This is a genomic window from Rhodanobacter sp. BL-MT-08, assembly GCF_054161255.1.
Map to the genome: position 1 here is coordinate 3,255,268 of NZ_CP167872.1, position 20,902 is coordinate 3,276,169.

General features: G+C 60.1%; 34 protein-coding genes. 1 reads left to right on the top strand and 33 read right to left on the bottom strand.

Translation table 11 applies throughout. From position 1 onward, the window contains the following. Positions 1-29: 29 nt before the first annotated feature. The 29 genes from ACDK93_RS14505 to rpsJ all read right to left on the bottom strand — a co-directional run bounded on the left by ACDK93_RS14505 (position 30) and on the right by rpsJ (position 16,143). A complete protein-coding gene (locus tag ACDK93_RS14505; protein WP_458069564.1) occupies positions 30-1,433 on the bottom strand; it encodes a class II 3-deoxy-7-phosphoheptulonate synthase in 1,404 nt (467 codons plus the stop codon). Further along, the gene (locus ACDK93_RS14510; protein WP_458069566.1) at positions 1,430-1,933 is read right to left on the bottom strand and encodes a disulfide bond formation protein B; all 504 of its coding nucleotides are present in this window, start codon (positions 1,931-1,933) and stop codon (positions 1,430-1,432) included. The genes ACDK93_RS14505 and ACDK93_RS14510 overlap by 4 nt, the downstream gene beginning before the upstream one ends. Before the next feature lie 182 nt (positions 1,934-2,115). Next, a complete protein-coding gene (rplQ, locus tag ACDK93_RS14515; RefSeq protein ID WP_179479318.1) occupies positions 2,116-2,499 on the bottom strand; it encodes a 50S ribosomal protein L17 in 384 nt (127 codons plus the stop codon). A gap of 305 nt (positions 2,500-2,804) precedes the next feature. Continuing rightward, positions 2,805-3,803 carry a DNA-directed RNA polymerase subunit alpha gene (locus tag ACDK93_RS14520; RefSeq protein ID WP_179479316.1) on the bottom strand — a complete coding sequence of 333 codons (999 nt, stop codon included), beginning with the start codon at positions 3,801-3,803 and terminating at the stop codon, positions 2,805-2,807. A gap of 17 nt (positions 3,804-3,820) precedes the next feature. Next, positions 3,821-4,447, bottom strand: a complete 627-nt coding sequence (rpsD, locus tag ACDK93_RS14525; protein WP_458069567.1) for a 30S ribosomal protein S4 — start codon at positions 4,445-4,447, stop codon at positions 3,821-3,823. Positions 4,448-4,458: 11 nt separating this feature from the next. After that, positions 4,459-4,845 (bottom strand): 30S ribosomal protein S11, encoded by a 387-nt coding sequence (gene rpsK / locus ACDK93_RS14530; RefSeq protein WP_007513384.1) that lies wholly within the window; start codon positions 4,843-4,845, stop codon positions 4,459-4,461. A 12-nt stretch (positions 4,846-4,857) separates the two neighbouring features. Beyond that, positions 4,858-5,214, bottom strand: coding sequence for a 30S ribosomal protein S13 (rpsM, locus tag ACDK93_RS14535; RefSeq protein WP_179479306.1), 357 nt, complete (start codon positions 5,212-5,214; stop codon positions 4,858-4,860). A gap of 126 nt (positions 5,215-5,340) precedes the next feature. Further along, a complete protein-coding gene (gene secY, locus ACDK93_RS14540) occupies positions 5,341-6,663 on the bottom strand; it encodes a preprotein translocase subunit SecY (protein WP_458069569.1) in 1,323 nt (440 codons plus the stop codon). Between the two features lie 6 nt (positions 6,664-6,669). Next, positions 6,670-7,101, bottom strand: coding sequence for a 50S ribosomal protein L15 (gene rplO, locus ACDK93_RS14545; protein ID WP_458069571.1), 432 nt, complete (start codon positions 7,099-7,101; stop codon positions 6,670-6,672). 3 nt (positions 7,102-7,104) lie between these two features. Beyond that, on the bottom strand, positions 7,105-7,305 hold the full coding sequence (rpmD, locus tag ACDK93_RS14550) for a 50S ribosomal protein L30 (protein ID WP_179479300.1): 201 nt from the start codon (positions 7,303-7,305) through the stop codon (positions 7,105-7,107). Further along, a complete protein-coding gene (gene rpsE, locus ACDK93_RS14555; protein ID WP_077515254.1) occupies positions 7,298-7,807 on the bottom strand; it encodes a 30S ribosomal protein S5 in 510 nt (169 codons plus the stop codon). Before rpsE ends, rpmD begins: the two co-directional genes overlap by 8 nt. Before the next feature lie 116 nt (positions 7,808-7,923). Further along, a complete protein-coding gene (gene rplR, locus ACDK93_RS14560; RefSeq protein WP_458069573.1) occupies positions 7,924-8,283 on the bottom strand; it encodes a 50S ribosomal protein L18 in 360 nt (119 codons plus the stop codon). Positions 8,284-8,377: 94 nt separating this feature from the next. Further along, the gene (rplF, locus tag ACDK93_RS14565; protein WP_458069575.1) at positions 8,378-8,905 is read right to left on the bottom strand and encodes a 50S ribosomal protein L6; all 528 of its coding nucleotides are present in this window, start codon (positions 8,903-8,905) and stop codon (positions 8,378-8,380) included. An 11-nt stretch (positions 8,906-8,916) separates the two neighbouring features. Then, positions 8,917-9,312 carry a 30S ribosomal protein S8 gene (gene rpsH / locus ACDK93_RS14570; protein WP_184600949.1) on the bottom strand — a complete coding sequence of 132 codons (396 nt, stop codon included), beginning with the start codon at positions 9,310-9,312 and terminating at the stop codon, positions 8,917-8,919. A gap of 222 nt (positions 9,313-9,534) precedes the next feature. Beyond that, a complete protein-coding gene (gene rpsN, locus ACDK93_RS14575) occupies positions 9,535-9,840 on the bottom strand; it encodes a 30S ribosomal protein S14 (protein ID WP_458069576.1) in 306 nt (101 codons plus the stop codon). A 15-nt stretch (positions 9,841-9,855) separates the two neighbouring features. Continuing rightward, positions 9,856-10,398, bottom strand: coding sequence for a 50S ribosomal protein L5 (gene rplE / locus ACDK93_RS14580; RefSeq protein ID WP_179479735.1), 543 nt, complete (start codon positions 10,396-10,398; stop codon positions 9,856-9,858). Positions 10,399-10,406: 8 nt separating this feature from the next. Further along, complete coding sequence (gene rplX / locus ACDK93_RS14585) at positions 10,407-10,721, bottom strand: 50S ribosomal protein L24 (protein ID WP_458069577.1); 315 nt, start codon at positions 10,719-10,721, stop codon at positions 10,407-10,409. Positions 10,722-10,735: 14 nt separating this feature from the next. Further along, complete coding sequence (gene rplN / locus ACDK93_RS14590) at positions 10,736-11,104, bottom strand: 50S ribosomal protein L14 (RefSeq protein ID WP_007513359.1); 369 nt, start codon at positions 11,102-11,104, stop codon at positions 10,736-10,738. Positions 11,105-11,118: 14 nt separating this feature from the next. Then, positions 11,119-11,397 (bottom strand): 30S ribosomal protein S17, encoded by a 279-nt coding sequence (gene rpsQ, locus ACDK93_RS14595; RefSeq protein WP_179479285.1) that lies wholly within the window; start codon positions 11,395-11,397, stop codon positions 11,119-11,121. Positions 11,398-11,408: 11 nt separating this feature from the next. Continuing rightward, the gene (rpmC, locus tag ACDK93_RS14600) at positions 11,409-11,594 is read right to left on the bottom strand and encodes a 50S ribosomal protein L29 (protein WP_179479283.1); all 186 of its coding nucleotides are present in this window, start codon (positions 11,592-11,594) and stop codon (positions 11,409-11,411) included. Further along, a complete protein-coding gene (rplP, locus tag ACDK93_RS14605) occupies positions 11,594-12,007 on the bottom strand; it encodes a 50S ribosomal protein L16 (protein WP_056386829.1) in 414 nt (137 codons plus the stop codon). Before rplP ends, rpmC begins: the two co-directional genes overlap by 1 nt. Before the next feature lie 11 nt (positions 12,008-12,018). Beyond that, complete coding sequence (gene rpsC, locus ACDK93_RS14610; RefSeq protein ID WP_179479279.1) at positions 12,019-12,777, bottom strand: 30S ribosomal protein S3; 759 nt, start codon at positions 12,775-12,777, stop codon at positions 12,019-12,021. Between the two features lie 15 nt (positions 12,778-12,792). After that, positions 12,793-13,128, bottom strand: a complete 336-nt coding sequence (gene rplV / locus ACDK93_RS14615; protein WP_179479277.1) for a 50S ribosomal protein L22 — start codon at positions 13,126-13,128, stop codon at positions 12,793-12,795. Beyond that, positions 13,128-13,400, bottom strand: a complete 273-nt coding sequence (gene rpsS / locus ACDK93_RS14620; RefSeq protein WP_007082178.1) for a 30S ribosomal protein S19 — start codon at positions 13,398-13,400, stop codon at positions 13,128-13,130. Before rpsS ends, rplV begins: the two co-directional genes overlap by 1 nt. Positions 13,401-13,412: 12 nt before the next feature. After that, on the bottom strand, positions 13,413-14,234 hold the full coding sequence (rplB, locus tag ACDK93_RS14625; protein WP_458069580.1) for a 50S ribosomal protein L2: 822 nt from the start codon (positions 14,232-14,234) through the stop codon (positions 13,413-13,415). 17 nt (positions 14,235-14,251) lie between these two features. After that, complete coding sequence (gene rplW / locus ACDK93_RS14630) at positions 14,252-14,545, bottom strand: 50S ribosomal protein L23 (RefSeq protein ID WP_179479268.1); 294 nt, start codon at positions 14,543-14,545, stop codon at positions 14,252-14,254. Continuing rightward, positions 14,542-15,159 carry a 50S ribosomal protein L4 gene (gene rplD / locus ACDK93_RS14635; protein ID WP_458069582.1) on the bottom strand — a complete coding sequence of 206 codons (618 nt, stop codon included), beginning with the start codon at positions 15,157-15,159 and terminating at the stop codon, positions 14,542-14,544. The genes rplW and rplD overlap by 4 nt, the downstream gene beginning before the upstream one ends. Before the next feature lie 10 nt (positions 15,160-15,169). Then, complete coding sequence (rplC, locus tag ACDK93_RS14640) at positions 15,170-15,811, bottom strand: 50S ribosomal protein L3 (protein ID WP_179479264.1); 642 nt, start codon at positions 15,809-15,811, stop codon at positions 15,170-15,172. 20 nt (positions 15,812-15,831) lie between these two features. Beyond that, the gene (gene rpsJ / locus ACDK93_RS14645) at positions 15,832-16,143 is read right to left on the bottom strand and encodes a 30S ribosomal protein S10 (protein WP_017461875.1); all 312 of its coding nucleotides are present in this window, start codon (positions 16,141-16,143) and stop codon (positions 15,832-15,834) included. A 76-nt stretch (positions 16,144-16,219) separates the two neighbouring features. Here rpsJ and ACDK93_RS14650 point away from each other — a divergent pair, with 76 nt between their 5' ends. Beyond that, positions 16,220-16,345 carry a hypothetical protein gene (locus ACDK93_RS14650; RefSeq protein ID WP_458069584.1) on the top strand — a complete coding sequence of 42 codons (126 nt, stop codon included), beginning with the start codon at positions 16,220-16,222 and terminating at the stop codon, positions 16,343-16,345. Positions 16,346-16,478: 133 nt separating this feature from the next. On the opposite strand, the gene tuf is transcribed toward ACDK93_RS14650, so the two are convergent. From tuf to rpsL, 4 genes are all read right to left on the bottom strand, one after another. Then, positions 16,479-17,669 carry an elongation factor Tu gene (gene tuf, locus ACDK93_RS14655; protein ID WP_179479240.1) on the bottom strand — a complete coding sequence of 397 codons (1,191 nt, stop codon included), beginning with the start codon at positions 17,667-17,669 and terminating at the stop codon, positions 16,479-16,481. Positions 17,670-17,732: 63 nt separating this feature from the next. After that, positions 17,733-19,823 (bottom strand): elongation factor G, encoded by a 2,091-nt coding sequence (gene fusA / locus ACDK93_RS14660; RefSeq protein ID WP_458069586.1) that lies wholly within the window; start codon positions 19,821-19,823, stop codon positions 17,733-17,735. 48 nt (positions 19,824-19,871) lie between these two features. Beyond that, entirely contained in the window at positions 19,872-20,339 is a 468-nt protein-coding gene (gene rpsG / locus ACDK93_RS14665) for a 30S ribosomal protein S7 (RefSeq protein WP_179479260.1), read from the bottom strand. 85 nt (positions 20,340-20,424) lie between these two features. After that, positions 20,425-20,799: a 30S ribosomal protein S12 gene (rpsL, locus tag ACDK93_RS14670; protein ID WP_056386848.1), complete on the bottom strand. Its 375-nt coding sequence runs from the start codon at positions 20,797-20,799 to the stop codon at positions 20,425-20,427. Positions 20,800-20,902: the final 103 nt, after the last annotated feature.

Genomic DNA, 20,902 nt, shown 5'->3' on the forward strand with positions numbered 1-20,902 from the left:
GCCCGACGGGCTCAGTCGCGATGGTCGCATCAGGTGCCCGTCGTGCCGACCGACTTGCGCACGATGAGCATCGCCAGCTCCAGCGACTGTTCGTAGTTCAGGCGCGGGTCGACCATCGACTTGTACGCACGATCCAGGTCGGTTTCGGACAAATCGCGCGCGCCGCCCATGCATTCGGTGACGTCTTCACCGGTAAGCTCCAGGTGCACACCGCCCAGCCGCGTGCCGGCGGCAGCATGAATATCGAACGCCTGATCGAGCTCGCCGGCGATATTGTTGAAGCGGCGGGTCTTGTGTCCGTTCGAGGTGCTCTCGGTATTGCCGTGCATCGGATCGGCCACCCACAGCACGCGCCGACCTTCGCGCTTCACCGCCTGCAGCAGCGGCGGCAGCCCTTCGGCGATCTGCGCGTTACCCATGCGATGGATCAGCGTCAGCCGGCCCGGCTCGTCATGCGGATTCAGCGCTTCGATCAGCGGCAACAATCTTTCTGGCGTGACCGTCGGGCCGATCTTCACCGCGATCGGATTGCTGATGCCGCGGAAATATTCCACGTGCGCGCCGTCCAGCGCGGCCGTGCGCATGCCGATCCAAGGAAAGTGCGTGGACAAGTTGAACCAGCCGCGGTGCCGCGGTACCTGGCGGGTCAGCGCCTGCTCGTAGTGCAGCAGTAGCGCCTCGTGCGAGGTGAAAAAATCGACGCGCGAAAACCCGGCGATGGGCCCGGCCAGCGTCTCCATGAAGCGCAGCGAGTCGCCGATGTTAGTCACCATCTCGCGGTACTCGGCCGCGAGTGGTGAACTCTCGACCCAGGCCAGATCCCAGTACTCCGGATGATGCAGATCGGCAAAGCCGCCGTCGATCAGCGCGCGCACGAAATTCATCGTCAGCGCCGAATGCGCATGCGCTTGGATCAGCCGCTGCGGATCGGCCCGGCGCGCTTCAGGAGTGAACGCCTGACCGTTGATCAGATCGCCGCGGAAACTCGGCAAGGTCACGCCGTCGCGCGTTTCGTTGTCGGTCGAGCGTGGCTTGGCATACTGCCCCGCAAAGCGACCCACCCGCAGCACCGGCTTTTTCAGCCCGTGCACCAGCACCAGACTCATCTGCAGCAGCACTTTGAGCCGGTTGGAAATGATCGGACTGGTGCAGTCGTTGAAGCTCTCCGCGCAGTCGCCACCCTGCAATACAAAACGGTGCCCGTCCTGCGCCTCAGCCAAAGCCTGCTTCAGCGCCAGCACTTCCCACGACGTGACCAACGGCGGCAGTCGCGACAAATGAGCGCTCGCCTCTGCAAGCTCGGCCGCATCCTCGTAACTTGGCTGCTGCAATGCCTCGCGCCGCTGCCAGGTATCCGGCGACCAATCCACGGCCTGCGGAAGCGCGGGGCTGGTCGAATCCGTCGATGTCACATTCAACTGTCGCACATTCATCGCAGCGCACTCCGTCGACGCGTGGCAACGGTCGCCAGTATCGCCAGCAAGACAAACCACAAAAGACTCCATGCAGGTATGGGCAAACCGAGTATGGGTTCGACCTTGGCGCACTCACCGGAGCCGGTAAAAACCAGCTTCAGCACCTTGGCAAACGGAAAGGCGCCAAACATGTAATCCAGCGGCGGTCCGCACGAAGGAACCTGATCAGCCGGCAACGACTGAATCCACAGATGCCGGCTGGCCACGCCGATACCGAAGAGCGCAGCCAGCAGGGCGCCGCCGGTGGTAATCCATCGACCGCCCGCACGAGGCCCTACGATGGCGCCCAGGAGAAAGAACGCGCCCATCACGATGAAAGCGATGCGCTGGAAAATGCAAAGCGGACAGGGATTCATGCCCCACGCGTGCTCGGCATACAGCGCGAAACCGAGCAGTCCGACGCAGATGAAAAAGCCGAGCAGGAAACAGAGGCGGTACGACCAGCGGAATGGGTTCATGGCGTGTTGATGCCTTGCGGGGACGATGACATTACCTGCTCACCAAGCCGCTGTCAGCATCGCAGAGACGCCGGCAGCCTGTGCAGAAAACAAAGACAACAAAAAACCCGGCGCGTTACCTGCCGGGTTTTATTTTTGGCGCGACACGGCGGGATGCAAGCGATGCAAAACCGCCAAACCGATTACTCGGCGTCGACAGCCTCGACCTGCGGGCGACCAACCAGCTCGACATACGCCATCGGCGCGTTGTCGCCCGGACGGAAGCCGCACTTGAGGATGCGCAGATAGCCACCGGCGCGCTCGCGGTAACGCGGGCCCAGCTCGACGAACAGCTTGCCTACGGCCTCTTTGTCGCGCATGCGTGAGAAAGCCAGGCGGCGATTGGCCACGCCGTCGACCTTGGCGAGCGTGATCAGCGGCTCGGCAACGCGGCGAAGTTCCTTCGCCTTGGGAAGGGTGGTGCGGATCAACTCGTGCTTGAACAGCGAGGAAGCCATGTTCTTGAACATGGCTTCGCGGTGCGAGCTGGTGCGGTTGAGTTTGCGACCGGATTTTTGATGGCGCATGGCAAAAGTCTCTGAAGTCTGTTGTTATGAAAAACCGGCGCTTGTGTCCGGGTTCCCGCGGTTACCCGCTATGAGGAGCCTTTTAAACACGGGCTCTTATTGGAAGTACGGCCGTACATCGCCGTCTTGGGCGGCTGGCTCAGCGGCAAACGCCTATCGGCCAAACCGCATACTCGGCGATCAAGACGGATCGCCAAATTAAGCTGCGGCCACGAATAGCCGCTGTTTCCATTTTAGCTGGAGCGCTCTAAGCACTCCAGCTAAAGGCTTACTAGTAGGCGATCAAGGACGATCGCACTACATACTCAACCCAACTGCATACCGTGCGACAGACCCGGCGGCGGCCAGTTCTCAAGCTTCATGCCGAGGGCCAGACCGCGGCCACCGAGCACATCCTTGATCTCAGTCAGCGACTTCTTACCAAGGTTCGGCGTCTTCAGCAGCTCGACTTCGGTCTTTTGAACCAGATCGCCGATGTAGTAGATGCTCTCGGCCTTGAGGCAGTTGGCCGACCGCACCGTGAGCTCCAGATCGTCGATCGGGCGCAGCAACAGCGGATCGAAGCCGCTCTTCTCGGCCTTGTCGGTGGCGCTCTCGCGACGCGAAAAGTCACCGAACACGGACAGCTGATCGTTGATGATTTCAGCAGCCTTGCGGACCGCATCTTCAGCGCCGATGGTGCCGTTGGTCTCGATATCCAGCACCAGCTTGTCGAGGTTGGTGCGCTGCTCAACGCGAGCGGCGTCCACTTCGTAGGCCACGCGCAGGATCGGCGCGAACGATGCATCGAGCTGCAGACGACCGATCGGCCGCGCCTCGTCATCCGGATGCTGACGCGTGCTGGCGGGCTGGTAGCCGACGCCGCGACGCACCTTCAAACGCATGTTGAGCGCAATGTCCTTGGTCAGATGGCAGAGCACGTGCTCCGGGTTGATGATCTCAACCGTGTGATCGACGACGATGTCGCCGGCCGTGACCACACCCTTGCCCTTCTTGGACAGAGTAAGCGTTACTTCATCGCCGGAATGCTGACGAATGGCCACGTCCTTCAGGTTGAGCAAGACTTCGATCACGTCCTCCTGCAGACCTTCGAGCGTGGTGTACTCGTGCAGCACGCCGTCGATTTCCACTTCGACGATGGCGCTGCCGGGAATCGAGGACAGCAGCACGCGGCGCAGCGCATTGCCCAGGGTGTGGCCGAAACCACGCTCGAGCGGCTCTACCACGACCTTGGCGCGATTGGCTCCGAGCTGTTCGACGCTGAGGCCCCGAGGCCGCAGCACACTAGTTGACGAAACTGCCATGCAGAGCTCCGGTAAAATTACTTCGAGTAAAGCTCGACGATCAGGGCTTCATTGATGTCGGACGGCAGATCACTGCGTTCCGGCACCGACTTAAACGTACCTTCAAATTTCTTGGCATCGACTTCGACCCAGATCGGACGCAGATCCATGGTGTCGAAGATGGTCGACGCTTCCTGCACGCGCAGCTGGGTACGTGCGCGCTCGGTCAAAGCAATCGCGTCGCCCGGGCGCACCTGGTAGGAAGGAATGTTGACCTTCTTGCCGTTCACCAGGATGGCCTTGTGGGCAACCAGCTGACGAGCCTGGGCGCGGGTAACCGCAAAACCCATGCGATAGACGACATTGTCCAGACGGCTCTCAAGCAGCTGCAGCAGGTTTTCACCCGTGTTGCCCTTGGTCGTTGCCGCTTTGGAGTAATAGTTGGCGAACTGGCGCTCAAGCACACCATAGATGCGCTTGACCTTCTGCTTTTCACGCAGCTGCACGGCGTAGTCCGACATGCGCATGCGCTTGTTGGCGCCATGCTGGCCGGGCTTGTTTTCCAGCTTGCACTTGGAATCCAGCGCGCGCGCCGGGCTCTTCAGGCTGAGATCTGCACCCTCACGACGGGCGAGTTTGCAGGTAGCTCCACGATAACGGGCCATGGGTATGCTCCTTAGACTCGACGCTTCTTGGGGGGACGGCAGCCGTTATGCGGAATCGGCGTAACGTCAATGATGTTGAGCACCTTGTAGCCCAACGCGTTCAGCGAACGCACGGCCGACTCGCGACCCGGGCCTGGGCCCTTGATGCGCACTTCGACCGTTTTTACACCGTAATCGCCTGCAGCACGGCCGGCCTTTTCGGCAGCGACCTGGGCAGCGAACGGGGTGGACTTGCGCGAACCACGAAAACCGGCGCCGCCGGCAGTGGCCCACGACAGAGCATTACCCTGACGATCGGTGATGGTGACAATGGTGTTGTTGAAAGAAGCCTGCACGTGGGCCACGGCGTCCGTGACAACGCGCTTGATCTTCTTCTTGGTTTTAACCGGCTTAGCCATATTCGAAATCCGTTACTTCTTGATCGCGCGACGGGGACCCTTGCGGGTACGTGCGTTGGTACGCGTGCGCTGGCCGCGCACCGGCAGACCGCGACGATGGCGCAGGCCGCGATAGCAGCCCAGATCCATCAGACGCTTGATGGCAATACCCACCTCACGGCGCAGATCGCCTTCGACGGTGTACTTAGCGATTTCGTGGCGGATTTTCTCCACCTCGCCCTCGCTGAGTGATTTGATCGGCGTGGTCGGAACCACTCCGGCATCCACGCAGACCTTCTTGGCCCGGCTGCGGCCGATACCGAAAATGCTCTGCAGACCAACCCAGACATGTTTCTGGACCGGCAAATTGACACCCGCAATGCGCGCCATGATGTGTTATCTCCGATGCTTTCGTGCGCGGTAAACGCGCAATTCTAACCTGAATTAACTTCACTGGAAAGCCCTGCGGCATCCACTGCCGCAGCTCTCACCACCTTTAGCCCTTTACGTACAACCTTAGCTGCGACGCAAATTGGCCTTCTTGAGCAAACTCTCGTACTGGTGACTGACTAGATGCGCCTGCACCTGAGCCGTGAAATCCATCACCACCACCACCACGATCAGCAGCGAGGTGCCACCGAAGACGAACGGAACATGCCAGGTAGCCTGCATGAACGATGGAACCAGACAGACCAGCACCAGATACAGCGCACCCACGCCAGTCAACCGCGTCATGACCGAATCAACGTAGTTGGCGGTAGCGCGACCCGGCCGAATGCCTGGGATCAAAGCGCCTGAACGCTTCAAATTGTCAGCCGTCTCCTCAGCGTTGAACACAATCGCCGTATAGAAGAACGCAAACGCAATCACCAGCACCGCAAAAACGATATCGTGCAATGGATTGCCCGGACTCAACTGCTGCGTTAGATCCTGCAGCCAGCGCGACTGGTGATTGGCACCGAACCAGGCCACAGCAGTTGCCGGAAACATCAGCAAGCTGGAAGCGAAGATCGGCGGAATAACGCCAGCCATATTGATCTTCAGCGGCAGATGCGAGGTCTGGTTCATGTAGGCACGCTGGCCGCCGGAGCGTCGTGCGTAATTCACGGTGATACGCCGCTGGGCGCGCTCCATGAACACCACGAACGCCGTCACGGCTAGAACCAGCGCTACCACCATCAGCAGCTTCAGTACCGTCAGCTCACCATTGCTGGCCATGCCAAGCGTGTGCACCACTGCCGCCGGTAAACCAGCAACGATACCGGCAAAGATCAGCAGCGAAATACCGTTGCCGATACCGCGCTCCGTCATCTGCTCGCCCAGCCACATCAGAAACATCGTGCCTGCAGTCAATCCAACAACCGATGACATGATGAAACCGAAGCCCGGCGTGTAGACCACCGGTGCACCACCGGCCGCTACCTGACTCTGCAGCGCCACCGCAATACCGAAGGACTGAAACGCTGCCAGACCAACCGTCGCATAACGCGTATACATCGTCATCTTGCGCTTGCCTGACTCGCCTTCCTTGCGCAGGCCCTGCAGGCTAGGAATCACCGAGCCCATCATCTGGAACACGATCGATGCCGAGATGTACGGAATCACGCCGAGTGCGAATACCGAAAAGCGTGACAGCGCGCCGCCGGAGAACATGTTGAACATGTCCATCAGGCCGTTGCCGTTGACCAGGTTACTCATCGCCTCCGGATTGACGCCGGGTACCGGTATGAACGAACCCAACCGGAACACCACCAGCGCCGCAATCACGAAGAAGATGCGCTGACGAAGCTCCGTCAGCTTGCCGAGCTTGCCGAGCGAGTTGCCCTTGGCTTCAGCCACGGCCGATTACTCCACGCTTCCGCCGGCCGCTTCGATCGCTGCCCTGGCGCCGGCGGTAGCCAGCAGACCAGTCAGCTTCACGGCACGACCGATTTCACCCTTCAGAACGACCTTGACCTTTTTCGCGCGGCTGCTGATCAGGCCAGCCTTGTGCAGCACGACGGTGTCGATCACGTCTTCCTTAATGTTCGCCAGCTGATACAGGAACACTTCCTGGCTCTCAGCCTTCTTCAACGAGCGGAAGCCGACCTTCGGCAACCGGCGCTGCAGCGGCATCTGGCCGCCCTCGAAACCGTACTTATGGGTACCACCGGCGCGAGCGTGCTGACCCTTGTGTCCGCGGCCAGCCGTCTTGCCCATGCCCGAACCGATACCGCGACCGACACGCAGACGCGTTTTGTGCGAACCAGCGTTTGGCTTAAGTGTATTGAGATGCATGACTTACTCCTCGACCCGGACCAGGTAATAGACCGTGTTGATCAGGCCACGTACCTGCGGGCTGTCCTTCAGTTCACGGACGTCGTTGATCTTGCCCAGACCCAGCGCCTTGACGCTGAGGCGATGACGCGCCTGCACGCCACGCAGGCCCTTGACCAGGCGCACGCGCACGGTCGCATCGGCGGTTGCTTTTGACTTAGCCATTGCCCAGCACCTCTTCCAGAGTCTTGCCACGCTTGGCGGCGATTTTCTTGGGCGAGGCAACAGCCTGCAGGCCCTTGATGGTTGCGCGCACCAGGTTGATCGGGTTACGTGAACCGACCGCCTTGGCCAGCACGTTCTTCACGCCAACCACTTCCAGCACAGCGCGCATGGCGCCACCGGCAATCACACCGGTACCTTCGGAAGCTGGCTGCATGTAAACCCGCGCCGCGCCGTGGTTGGCCTTGATGGCATACCACAAGGTGCCGTTGTTCAGCTCGATGTCGACCATCTGGCGGCGGGCACGCTCCATCGCCTTGGAGATGGCCACCGGCACTTCACGCGCCTTGCCATAACCGAAGCCGACCTTGCCCTCGCCGTCACCGACGACGGTCAGTGCGGTAAAGCTCATCTGGCGGCCGCCCTTTACGGTCTTGGCCACGCGGTTGACGGCAATCAGCTTTTCAAGCAGGCCATCTGAATTTTCGCGATCGTTAGAAGACATGTTCTTTTCCATGTGCCCGGCAAACGCCAGGACTTTGCTTGCGGCTTAGCCGCTTGGAGTTGTAGTTGACTCTGTGGCGCAAGACTGAACTGCACCGGTACCGCTTAAACAAATTCTTAGAACTTCAGACCCGCTTCGCGAGCCGCATCGGCCAAAGCCTTGATGCGACCGTGGTAACGAAAGCCCGAGCGATCGAACGCAACCGACTCGATACCGGCAGCGACGGCGCGCTCTGCAATCGCCTTACCGACAGCAGCAGCAGCCTCGCAATTCTTCGTACCCTTCAGGCTCTCCGCGACGGACTTCTGCACGGTCGAGGCAGCGGCAACCACGTTCAGGCCGCTGGCGTCAAAAACCTGCGCATAGATATGCTGCCCGGTCCGATGCACCGACAAACGGGGCACGGCCAGCTTGCGGATATGGCTGCGCGTCGACTTGGCGCGGCGGATGCGATTTTCGTTTTTCGTCTTGTTCATCGTGATATCTCCAGAAAGCGGATCGGCTTAGTTCGGCAGCTGCTGGTGAAGAGAGCGGCCACGGATGGCCGCCCCTACACGCAAGGCTGCGTATTTACGCCTTCTTGGCTTCCTTCAGCGTGATCTTCTCACCGGCATAGCGTACGCCCTTGCCCTTATAAGGCTCCGGCGGACGGAAGCCGCGAATTTTTGCCGCTACCTGACCCACGACCTGCTTGTCTGTGCCCTTGATCAGCACTTCTGTCTGCGTAGGAGTCTCAAGGCTGATGCCTTCCGGCGCCTCGAACAGGACCGGATGCGAAAAACCCAGGCTCAGGTTCAGCGCCTTACCCTGCATCGCAGCGCGGTAACCGACGCCGACCAGCTCGAGCTTACGCTCATACCCTTCGGAGACGCCCTTGACCAAATTGGCCAACAGCGCACGCGCGGTACCGCCGAACTTGTCGTCGGTGCCCTCGTCCAGACCGATGTTGGCCACACCGTTTTCCTGGGTGATGGACACGCCAGGGAGGTGATGCATCGAAAGCGTGCCCTTGGGACCCTTGACGGAGATCTTGTCGCTAGCGACGGTCAGCTCAACGCCCTTGGGCAGGGAAATAGGTTGTTTGGCTACACGTGACATCGATAGTCTCCTTACGCCACGCGGCCGATGACTTCGCCGCCGAGACCCTTAGCACGGGCCTGAGCGTCGGTCAGCAGACCGGCCGAAGTCGAAATGATCGAAATACCGAGACCGCCAAGCACCTTGGGCAGCTCGTCCTTGCCGCGATAAACACGCAGACCGGAGCGGCTGACACGGGCAATGGTCTCGATGGCCGGCTGGCCGTCAAAATACTTGAGCTTGATCTCGAGCACCGGCTTGCCCTCCTCGCTGGAGGTCTTGGCGTCGAGGATATAGCCCTCATTCTTGAGAAGGTCGGCGATAGCCACCTTCAGTTTCGACGACGGCATACTCACGACCGGCTTGCCCATGGCTTGGGCATTGCGGACGCGCGTAAACAGATCGGCGATGGGATCAGTCATGCTCATGAAAAGTCCTTCCTGAGTGCACCGATATCCGATAAAACCGGAAATCAATTAGATTGTGAGCCGACCGAGAACGCCGGCCTGCCTTGCGCAGACCGCCGACTATATCAGCATTGCCAGGTTTTAGCGAACATTGATGCGGTAATCGCATTTGCCGGCAGCGGGAAGGCCGCCGGTCGAATCAAAGTGGGCCGCCGGCACACTTTGATTCAGTAAGAGTCTTTGTTACCAGCTGGCCTTGCGAAGACCCGGCACGTCACCGCGCATGGTTGCTTCACGCAGCTTGTTACGGCCGAGGCCAAACTTTGCATACACAGCGCGCGGGCGGCCCGTCAGGGCGCAGCGCGTGCGCTGACGCGACGGGCTGGCGTCACGTGGCAGCTTCTGCAGCTTCGCCTGTGCGTCCATTTTCTCCTCGTAGGAGGCCGTGGTGCTCAGGACGATCGCCTTGAACTCGCTGCGCTTGGCAGCGTACTTCTTGACGAGCTTGGTCCGCTTGATATCGCGGTTCACCATTGATGTCTTAGCCATGGATATCGCGCCTAATCAGTTACGGAACGGGAAGCTGAAAGCAGCCAACAAGGCTTTGGCCTCTTCGTCGGTCTTGGCGGTGGTGGTAATGGAGATGTCCATACCGCGCAGCGCGTCGACCTGGTCGAAGTCGATTTCAGGGAAGATGATCTGTTCCTTGATACCAAAGTTGTAGTTGCCACGACCATCGAACGCGCGAGCCGACACACCGCGGAAGTCGCGCACGCGCGGCAGCGAGATGTTGATCAGGCGATCCATGAATTCCCACATCTGGGCGCGGCGCAAGGTGACCTTGCAGCCGATCGGCCAACCGTCGCGGATCTTGAACGAGGCGACGGAAACACGGGCCTTCGTGGTGATGGGCTTCTGACCGGCAATCTTCGCCATGTCGGCCACCGCGTTCTCAAGCACCTTCTTGTTGCCAGCGGCTTCGCCCACGCCCATGTTCAGCGTGATCTTGGTGATGCGGGGAACCTGCATCACGTTCTGGTAGCCGAACTGCTCGGTGAGCTTGGCGACTACCTGTTCTTTATAGAAATTTTCAAGGCGGGTCATGATCGTGTTCCTTACGCGTCCACGACCTCGCCATTCGAACGGAACACGCGGACCTTGCGCCCATCTTCGAGCGTTTTGATGCCGACGCGTTCACCCTTATTCGTGGCGGGGTTGAACAGCTGCACATTGGAGAGATGGATCGAAGCTTCACGCTCGACGATGCCGCCAGCCACGTTGGCCTGGGGATTCGGCTTGGTGTGACGCTTGACCAGATTCACGTTGGAGACGAATACACGATCGTCTGCAACACGCAGCACATCGCCGCGCTGACCCTTATTTTTGCCGGTGATCACGAGGACCTGATCACCTTTGCGGATACGGTTCATTTCTTTAACTCCGCTCAGAGCACTTCGGGAGCAAGCGAGACGATCTTCATGAACTTCTCGCTGCGCAGCTCGCGGGTGACCGGCCCGAAGATACGGGTACCGATCGGCTCGAGCTTGTTGTTGAGGAGCACCGCTGCATTGCCGTCGAAACGGATCAGCGAGCCATCGGGACGACGTACACCCTTGGCGGTGCGAACCACCACGGCGTTGTAAACCTCGCCTTTCTTTACCTTGCCGCGCGGAATGGCATCCTTCACGGTCACTTTGATCACATCGCCGATGGCGGCGTAACGGCGCTTGGAGCCGCCGAGCACCTTGATGCACATCAGTTCTTTCGCGCCGCTATTGTCCGCTGCGGAAAGCGTGCTTTGCATCTGGATCATGGCTGCACCCTCCCTTAGACGTTGGCGCGCGTGATGATTTCAACCACGCGGTGATGTTTGGTCTTGGACAACGGACGGCACTCGGCGATACGGACGACATCGCCCTCGTTCGCACCCAGATCGTCCTGCGCATGCAACTTGGTCGAACGGCGGATGATCTTGCCGAGCAGCCAGTGCTGAACCTGACGCTCGACCAGCACGGTCACCGTCTTGTTCATCTTGTTGCTGGTCACGCGACCCTCAAGGGTGCGCACCTGCTTTTTGTTTTCTACTACTTCTTGATTAGCGCTCATGTCAGCCGTCCTTACTTCTTGCCGCCGAGCACAAACTTCGTGCGGGCGATGTCACGCCGAACGCGGCGAAGCTGGTGCGGCTGAGTGAGCTGACCGGAACCCTTCTGCATGCGCAGATTGAACTGCTCCTTGCGAAGGTCCAGCAAATGCTGCTGCAACTCGTCGGCCGACTGGTTGTTGATATCTTTGGTGGCCATCACATCACCGCCCTGGTCACAAACTGGGTCTGCACGGACAGCTTCGCTGCCGCCAGACGGAATGCCTCACGCGCCGTCAATTCGTCGACGCCCTCGATTTCATAAAGCATGCGGCCGGGCTGGATGGGGGCAACCCAGAATTCCACGCTGCCCTTGCCGGCGCCCATGCGCACTTCGATCGGCTTCTTGGTGATCGGCTTGTCGGGGAACACGCGGATCCACAACTTGCCGCCACGCTTGACGAAACGCGTGATGCAACGACGAGCCGCCTCGATCTGGCGCGCGGTAAGCGCGCCGTGCGTGGTCGCCTTCAGGCCGTACTCGCCAAAGCTGACGAGGTTGGAGCATTGGGCCAGGCCGTCGTTACGGCCCTTGAACTGCTTACGGTATTTGGTTCGCTTCGGTTGCAACATGGCAACTCTCCTTACTTGGCCGTCCGCTCGCGGCGGCCGTCACCGGCCTCGCGACGCGAATCATTACGACGACCTTCGCCACCTTCGCGGCGCGGCTGCGCGGATGCCGGCTCATCTTTCTGCTCTTGGCTGGCAGCGGCCAGATCAAAGATCTCGCCCTTGTAGATCCAGACCTTGATGCCGATGATGCCGTACGTGGTTTTCGCTTCGGCGGTGCCGTAGTCGATGTCGGCGCGCAGCGTATGCAGCGGCACGCGACCCTCACGGCTCCACTCGGAGCGGGCAATCTCGGCACCGTTCAGACGACCGGACACGTTGATCTTGATACCCAGCGCACCAAGGCGCATCGCGTTACCGACCGAGCGCTTCATCGCGCGGCGGAACATGATGCGACGCTCGAGCTGCTGCGCGATCGACTCCGCGACCAGCTGCGCATCGATTTCCGGCTTGCGCACTTCGCTAACGTTGATGTGCGTCGGAACGCCCATCATGTCGCTGACTTCCTTGCGCAGCTTCTCGATATCCTCACCCTTCTTGCCGATCACCACGCCCGGACGGGCGGTGTGGATCGTCACGCGTGCGGTCTTGGCCGGACGCTCGATCTGGATGCGGGAGATACCGGCAGCAGCCAGCTTCTTCTTCAGCATGTCGCGCACTTTGATGTCGGCAACCAGGTAGGTTGCGTAATCGCGCTTGTTGGCGAACCACTTGGAATTCCAGTCCTTGGCAATGCCGAGGCGGATACCGGTGGGATGAACTTTATGACCCATCGTCTCTATCCTCGGTTAGTTGCCAACAACCACAGTGATGTGGCTGGTGCGCTTGAGAATGCGCGAACCGCGGCCTTTGGCGCGGGCGTGCATGCGTTTCATGGCAGGACCCTCATCGACGAAGATGCTGGACACTTTCAGCTCGTCCACGTCAGCGCCGAGATTGTTCTCAGCATTGGCGACGGCCGACAGCAGCACCTTTTTGACCAGGAGCGCGGCTTTCTTGTTGGTAAAGGTCAGCACGTCGCTGGCGCGGCCCACGGGGAGTCCGCGGACCAGATCAGCTACGAGGCGGGCCTTTTGCGCCGAGATGCGGGCGCCGCGCAGAATTGCTTTGGCTTCAGTGCTCATCACTTGCCCTTCTTGTCGCCGACATGGCCCTTGAACGTACGGGTCACCGCGAACTCGCCGAGCTTGTGCCCGACCATGTTCTCGTTGATCAGTACGGGTACGTGCTGACGGCCGTTGTGGATAGCGATGGTCAAGCCGACCATTTCCGGCAAAATCATCGAGCGGCGCGACCAGGTCTTGATCGGACGCTTGTTATTGGCGGAAACCGCAGCTTCCACCTTCTTGACGAGGTGAAGGTCGACAAACGGACCTTTTTTCAGAGAGCGTGGCATGTCGGTTTCCTGTTACTTGCGACGACGCACGATGAACTGCTGCGTGCGCTTGTTGTTACGGGTCTTGTAGCCCTTGGCCGGCGTGCCCCACGGGCTGACCGGATGACGACCACCTGAAGTCTTGCCTTCACCACCACCGTGCGGATGGTCGACCGGGTTCATCACCACACCGCGAACGGTCGGGCGAATACCCAGCCAGCGCTTGGCGCCGGCCTTGCCGAGCTTCTTCAGGCTGTGCTCGCCGTTGCCGACTTCACCGATGGTGGCGCGGCACTCGACTGGCACCCGGCGCATTTCGCCGGAGCGAAGACGCAGCGTGGCGTAACCGGATTCGCGAGCGACCAGCTGTACCGATGCACCGGCGCTGCGCGCAATCTGCGCACCCTTGCCCGGGCGCAGCTCGATGCAGTGGATCGTGCTACCCATCGGGATGCTGCGCAGCTGCATGCAGTTACCCGACTTGATCGGCGCTTCACGACCGGAGAGCAGCACGTCGCCTACCGCCACGCCCTTAGGCGCAATGATGTAGCGACGCTCGCCGTCGGTGTAGCAAAGCAGGGCAATGTGCGCGGTGCGGTTCGGATCGTATTCGATCCGCTCGACCTTGGCCGACACGCCTTCCTTGTCACGCTTGAAATCGATGATGCGGTAATGCTGCTTATGACCACCGCCACGATGACGCACGGTGATGCGGCCATGATGGTTGCGACCACCGGTGCGCGACTGCGCCTCGACCAGCGGCGCATACGGCGCGCCCTTGTACAGACCTTCGGTGCGGACGCTTACCGCGTCGCGACGGCCCGGCGAGGTCGGCTTGTGAGTAATTAATGTCATCTCAAAATACTCCTGGCTCAGGCCTTGGCGGAAACGTCGATGGTCTGGCCATCGGCAAGACGCACATAGGCCTTACGCTTGCCCTGACGGCTGCCAGCGCGCTGACGGAAAGCCTTGACCTTGCCCTTGGTGTTCACCAGGTTCACCTGCTTGACGGTCACGTCAAACAGCTTTTCCACGGCAACACGGACGTCGGCCTTGGTTGCGGTAGGAGCAACCACGAAGACGTACTGGTTGTGTTCGGCCAGACGGGCCGACTTCTCCGAGATGTGCGGCGCGCGCAGCGTATCGAGAATGCGTTCGTTGTTCATGCCAGCCACTCCTCGATCTTCTTCACCGCGTCGACCGTCATCACCACGTGGTCGGAACCGACCAGGCTTACCGGGTTCAGCGCCATCACGTCCAGCACATGGATGTACGGAATATTGCGCGCACCCAGGAACACGTTCTCGGAAGCGTCTTCGGACACCAGCAGCACGCGACCGGTCACTTCCAGCTCGGCCAATTTGGCGACCATGGTGGTGGTCTTTGGGTTGTCGATGCCGAAGCTCTCGACCACTTTCAGACGACCGGCACGGTTCAGCTCAGCCAGGATGGAGCGGATCGCCACGCGATACGCCTTGCGGTTGACCTTCTGCTCGTAGCTGCGCGGCTTGGCAGCAAACGTGCGGCCACCGCCCACGAAGATCGGAGCGCGGTAATCGCCGTGGCGTGCACCGCCGCCCTTCTGCTTCTTGAATTTCTTGGTCGTACCAGACATCTGGCCGCGCGAGAGCTGCGACTGGGTGCCTGCACGGCCGGCTGCCTGGTAGGCAACCACAACCTGATGGATCAGGGCCTGCTTGAACTCGGCACCGAACACTTCGTCCGACACGCTGAGCGCGGCCTTGTCAGGCGATGTTGCGCCAATAACGTTAAGTTCCATGGCGTACTCCTCAGCTCTTCGTCGTCGGGCGGATGATGACGTCGCCACCGGTTGCACCCGGTACCGCACCCTTCACCGCAATCAGATGACGCTCGGCGTCGACCTTGATCACTTCCAGACCCTGCTGCGTGCGGTTCACTGCACCCATGTGGCCGGACATCTTCTTGCCTGGGAACACGCGTCCCGGCGTCTGGCGCTGGCCGATAGAACCCGGCGCGCGATGCGACAGCGAGTTACCGTGGGTGGCATCACCCATCTTGAAGTTCCAGCGCTTGATCGTGCCCTGAAAGCCCTTGCCTTTCGACACGCCGGCAACGTCAACGATCTGACCGACGGTGAAAACCTCGTCAGCCTTGATCTCGTTACCCACGGCATACTTGCCGAGATCGTCGGCAGACACGCGGAACTCCCACAAACCCCGGCCCGGTTCAACCTTGGCCGAGGCGTAATGACCTTTCAGCGGCTGGGTCAGCAGGTTCGCACGCTTGGTGCCAACTGCAACCTGGACAGCGCTGTAGCCATCGTTATCTTCCGTCTTCAACTGGGTCACCCGGTTCGGCGTCGCCTCAATCAGCGTCACCGGAATCGAACGGCCATCTTCAGTGAAGAGTCGGCTCATGCCGCATTTGCGGCCAACCAATCCGATACTCATCTTCGTATCCTGTCTATCGCTCAACCGAGCTTGATCTGAACATCGACGCCAGCGGCGAGATCAAGCTTCATGAGCGCGTCCACGGTTTTGTCGTTCGGGTCAACAATGTCCAACACGCGCTTGTGAGTACGGGTTTCGTACTGGTCGCGTGCGTCTTTGTCGACGTGCGGAGACACCAGAATGGTGTAACGCTCGATCTTGGTCGGCAGCGGAATCGGGCCGAGGACCGTGGCGCCTGTGCGCTTGGCCGTCTCGACGATCTCGCTGGCTGAGCGGTCGATCAAACGATGATCGTACGCCTTCAATCGAATCCGAATCTTCTGGTTCGCCATAACCGTGTCCTATTGTCGAAAGAACGTAATGTGAAACAGAACGGCTTCTCACCGCCCTGCACAACCCTTGTATTACATGGCTGCCACGCCTATTGCAGGTATGGCAAGCCGCACAGCTTACATCAATTTTATAGAAAAGTCGCGCTTTTTTGTTTCAGCTATCGTCCTTGATAGCAAGGCCAAAACCGGCATCCATGCCTGACGTTTCGTAAGAGATTCAAACAACTGGGCTTTTACTCGGAGCCCGTTTGGCGCAGCTCTCCCCGGCGTTATCTGACCCAACAGGTCGGATCAACGGCGGGAGTCATCCCGGCAGCGCGCTGCCGGGATAACTGTTACTTGATGACCTTGGCCACGACGCCGGCGCCGACGGTACGACCGCCTTCGCGGATCGCGAAACGCAGGCCTTCGTCCATCGCGATCGGGTGGATCAGGCTCACCACCATCTTCACGTTGTCACCCGGCATCACCATTTCCACGCCCTCGGGCAGCTCGCAAGCGCCCGTCACGTCGGTCGTGCGGAAGTAGAACTGCGGGCGGTAACCCTTGAAGAACGGCGTATGACGGCCACCTTCATCCTTCGACAGCACGTACACCTCGGCCTCGAAGTCCGTGTGCGGGGTGATCGTGCCCGGCTTGGCCAACACCTGGCCGCGCTCGACGTCGTCACGCTTCAGGCCGCGCAGCAGCAGACCGGCGTTGTCGCCCGCCTGACCCTGATCCAGCAGCTTGCGGAACATTTCCACGCCGGTGACCGTGGTTTTCTGCGTATTGCGGATACCGACCACTTCGATTTCGTCGCCGACCTTGATGATGCCGCGCTCGATACGACCGGTCACCACGGTGCCGCGGCCGGAGATCGAGAACACGTCCTCGACCGGCATCAGGAACGGCTTGTCGATCACGCGCACCGGCTCGGGGATGTACGCATCCAGCGCATCGACCAGCTTGATGATCGACGGCACGCCGATCTCGCTCTGGTCACCTTCCAGCGCCAGCTTGGCCGAACCGTGGATCATCGGGGTGTCGTCACCCGGGAAGTCATACTTGCTCAGCAGCTCGCGCACTTCCATCTCGACCAGCTCGAGCAGCTCGGCGTCGTCGACCATGTCCGCCTTGTTCAGGTAGACCACGATGTACGGCACGCCCACCTGACGCGACAGCAGGATGTGCTCGCGCGTCTGCGGCATCGGGCCGTCCGCGGCCGAGCACACCAGGATCGCGCCGTCCATCTGCGCTGCACCGGTGATCATGTTCTTCACATAATCGGCGTGGCCCGGGCAGTCGACGTGCGCGTAATGGCGGTTCGGCGACTCGTATTCCACGTGGGCGGTCGAGATCGTGATGCCGCGCGCCTTCTCTTCCGGCGCCGCGTCGATCGCGTCATAGGCCTTGAACTCGCCACCGAAACGTTCTGCACCGACTTTCGTCAGCGCCGCTGTCAGCGTCGTCTTGCCGTGATCCACGTGACCAATCGTGCCGACGTTGACGTGCGGCTTGGTGCGTTCGAATTTACCCTTTGCCATGACCTAAACCTCTAAATTGAATAATACGAAATACGAAAAAAGTTGGATTATGCCGCTGAATCCTCAGGCCCTTTTCATGACCTGCTCGGCGATGTTGTTCGGCGCCTCGGCGTAGTGATCGAACACCATAGTGTACGTGGCGCGGCCCTGGGTCTGCGAACGCAAACTGGTGGCGTAACCAAACATCTCACCAAGCGGAACGGTCGCGTTGATCACCTTGCCCGAATTGGTGTCTTCGGAGCCCTGCAACACGCCTCGGCGGCGGCTCAGGTCACCCATGACATCACCCATGTAATCCTCGGGCGTAACTACTTCTATTTTCATGACGGGCTCCAACAACGCCGGGCTGGCCTTGTGGAAACCCTCCTTGAAGCCGATGGAACCGGCGATCTTGAACGCCATTTCGTTGGAGTCAACCTCATGATACGAGCCGTCGATCAGCCGGATCTTGACGTCAACAACCGGAAATCCGGCCAGCGGACCCGCGGTCATCGCTTCCTGAATGCCCTTGTCGACCGCAGGAATAAATTCCTTCGGAATCACGCCGCCGACGATGGCATTCTCGAATACATAACCATGCCCGCGCTCCTGCGGAAGAATCTCCAGCACCACGTGGCCAAACTGACCTTTGCCACCGGACTGGCGAATAAACTTGCCTTCCTGCTTGACCGGCTTGCGGATGGTCTCGCGATAAGCCACCTGTGGCTTGCCGACGTTTGCATCCACCTGATATTCGCGCCGCATCCGATCAACCAGAATATCCAGATGCAGCTCGCCCATGCCGGCAATGATGGTCTGACCCGACTCCTCGTCGGTACGCACGCGGAAGGACGGATCCTCCGACGCCAGACGACTGAGCGCCACACCCATCTTCTCCTGGTCCGACTGGGTTCTCGGCTCGACCGCCATGGCAATGACGGGTTCCGGAAAAACCATCCGCTCCAGCGTGATCAGGTGGTCCTGAGCACATAGGGTATCGCCAGTGGTCACATCTTTCAGGCCTACTGCCGCCGCAATGTCGCCGGCGCAAACCTCTTTCAATTCCTGCCGATCGTTGGCGTGCATCTGCAGCAGGCGACCGATTCTTTCTTTCTTGCTCTTGGTCGGGTTGTATAACGCGTCACCGGACTTCAAAACACCCGAATAGACGCGAAAAAACGTCAGCGACCCGACGAACGGATCCGTCATGATCTTGAAGGCCAGCGCCGCGAATGGCTGATCGTCACCCGCCATACGCGTGACTTCGCGTTCGTTCTCGTCAAGACCTTTGACCGGCGGGCGATCCGCCGGCGATGGCAGGAATTGCACGACCGCATCGAGCATTGCCTGCACGCCCTTGTTCTTGAACGCCGAACCGCAGAACACCGGAATCAGGGTTGCCGCTAAAGTCCCTGCGCGAATGCCGGCGAGAATGTCTTCCTCAGCCAGGTCACCCTCTTCCAGGTACTTGTCCATCAGCGCTTCGGACGTTTCCGCCGCTGCCTCGACCATAAAGCTGCGCGCTTCGATGGCAGCGTCTTTCAAGTGCGCCGGAATTTCCCGGTAGTCGAACTTCATGCCTTGGGATTCCATATCCCAGATCACCGCTTTCATCTTGAGCAGATCGACAACGCCCTGGAAACCTTCTTCGGCGCCGATCGGCACCTGCATCGGTACCGGATTGGCGCCCAAACGGGTTTTCAGCTGGCTGACAACACCGTCAAAGTCGGCACCGGTGCGATCCATCTTGTTGACGAAAGCCAGCCGAGGCACTGAATATTTGTTCGCCTGGCGCCACACCGTCTCGGACTGCGGCTGCACGCCGCCCACGGCGCACAAGACAAAAACCGCGCCATCCAAAACGCGCAGGGACCGCTCAACTTCAATGGTGAAGTCAACGTGCCCCGGCGTATCGATGATGTTGAATCGATGCTCAGGCATGGACTGGTCCATGCCCTTCCAGAACGCCGTCGTTGCCGCCGACGTTATGGTGATACCCCGCTCCTGCTCCTGTTCCATCCAGTCCATCGTGGCCGCACCGTCGTGCACTTCCCCGATCCTGTGGCTTACGCCGGTGTAGAACAGGATGCGCTCCGTTGTCGTGGTTTTCCCGGCATCAATATGGGCCATGATGCCGAAGTTACGATAACGGTCGATGGGAGTGGTGCGTGCCACAGGAAAGACCTCGGAAAAGCTCGTAGCACTTGCAGATACCGCTGAAAATTACCAGCGGTAGTGCGAGAACGCCTTGTTGGCCTCGGCCATACGATGCGTTTCTTCGCGCTTCTTGGCAGCGCCACCGCGGCTCTCGGAAGCTTCCAGCAATTCAGCGGCCAGCTTCTTCGGCATCGAGGTCTCGCCACGCTTGCGCGCCGCGTCGATCACCCAACGCATGGCCAGCGCCATACGACGGCCCGGACGAACTTCGACCGGAACCTGGTACGTGGCACCACCAACGCGACGCGACTTCACCTCAACGGCGGGCGCGATGTTGTTGAGAGCTTTCTCGACCAGCGCTACCGGCTCGCCGTTCTTCTCACCAATGTGCAGCAGTGCGCCGTAGACAATGCTTTCGGCGACCGACTTCTTGCCGCTCTTCATCACCATGTTGATGAAACGGGCGATGAGCTGGCTTCCGTGCTTCGGATCCGGAAGGATCTGGCGGGCGGGATGTGAACCTTTACGCGACATGTTTGTTGTCCGTTATTTTTTGCAGGCATCCCTGCCTGCGTAGCGAAAGCAGCCGTCAATGGCTGCACTCTTCAATTAAGACTAATTACTTTTTCGGGCGCTTGGCGCCGTACTTCGAACGCGACTGACGACGCTTGGTGACACCAGCGCAGTCGAGGCTGCCGCGCACCGTGTGGTAGCGCACACCCGGCAGGTCCTTGACGCGACCGCCGCGGATCAGCACCACCGAGTGCTCCTGCAGGTTATGACCTTCACCACCGATGTAGCTGATGATCTCGAAGCCGTTGGTCAGGCGCACCTTGGCAACCTTGCGCAGCGCCGAGTTCGGCTTTTTCGGGGTCGTTGTGTAAACGCGCGTGCAGACGCCGCGGCGCTGCGGGCTGCTCTGCAGAGCCGGCGACCCACTCTTGTAGGTCTTGGGGCTGCGGGACTTGCGCACCAATTGGTTGACTGTCGTCATGCGAAACTATTCCTGAGAAACGTAAAGGCAGACCGATGAGCCGGCCTGCCAGAAGCGGTTATTAGCGTGGGCGGGTCACCAGAAGCAACCCGAAACCCTGCCG